The organism is Paraburkholderia mimosarum LMG 23256 = NBRC 106338 (assembly GCF_000739815.1).
GTDB lineage: Bacteria > Pseudomonadota > Gammaproteobacteria > Burkholderiales > Burkholderiaceae > Paraburkholderia > Paraburkholderia mimosarum.
In genome coordinates this window covers 1-508 of record NZ_BBJJ01000258.1, presented here as the reverse complement: position 1 = coordinate 508, position 508 = coordinate 1, and the positions used below count along the sequence as shown (strand labels likewise).

General features: G+C 64.2%; 2 protein-coding genes. One reads left to right on the top strand and one right to left on the bottom strand.

What is annotated here, in order from left to right; translation table 11 throughout:
• The coding region (locus tag BMI01S_RS40425) for a diguanylate cyclase domain-containing protein (RefSeq protein WP_156123920.1) at positions 1-157 on the top strand (157 nt) is incomplete at its 5' end.
• A gap of 105 nt (positions 158-262) precedes the next feature.
• Here BMI01S_RS40425 and BMI01S_RS40420 read toward each other — a convergent pair.
• Positions 263-508: transposase domain-containing protein (locus tag BMI01S_RS40420; RefSeq protein ID WP_169745505.1), on the bottom strand; the 246-nt coding region annotated here is incomplete at its 5' end.

The following is a 508-nucleotide window of genomic DNA, read 5'->3' as shown; positions in this document are numbered from 1 at the left end:
TCGCACCACGGCGCGGCAGTCCGATGTCGTCGCGCGTGTTGGCGGCGAGGAGTTCGCAGTGCTGGTGGCGCTCGACGACGCGCAGCTTCCGGTTGCGGCCGCGCTTGCCGAGCGGCTGCGGCAGCGGATCGGCGAAGCCGTAGTGATTGCGGATTAGGGGTAAGCGCCTCGCGTGGGCCGTTCGCGATGTCTCGCGCGCATGAGGCACGATAGTGATGGCGCGCTGAGGGTAACGGATAGTTTCCGGACGACCGCCGGGAGATCAGACGGTGGGGGGCGCAGTGGGCTGCGTGGTCAACTTGTCGGCCACGTTCCAGGGCAGCAGTTCGTCGATGCGACTGATCTTGTGGTCAGCGATGTGGGTCAGGACGTATTCGAGGTAGGCGCGCGGGTTAATGTCGTTCAGCTTGCATGCCCCGATCAGGCCGTACATTGCGGCGGCCCGTTTACCTCCGCTGCCGTAGCCTGCAAACAGGAAGTTCTTCCTTCTACGCACAATTCTGCGTAG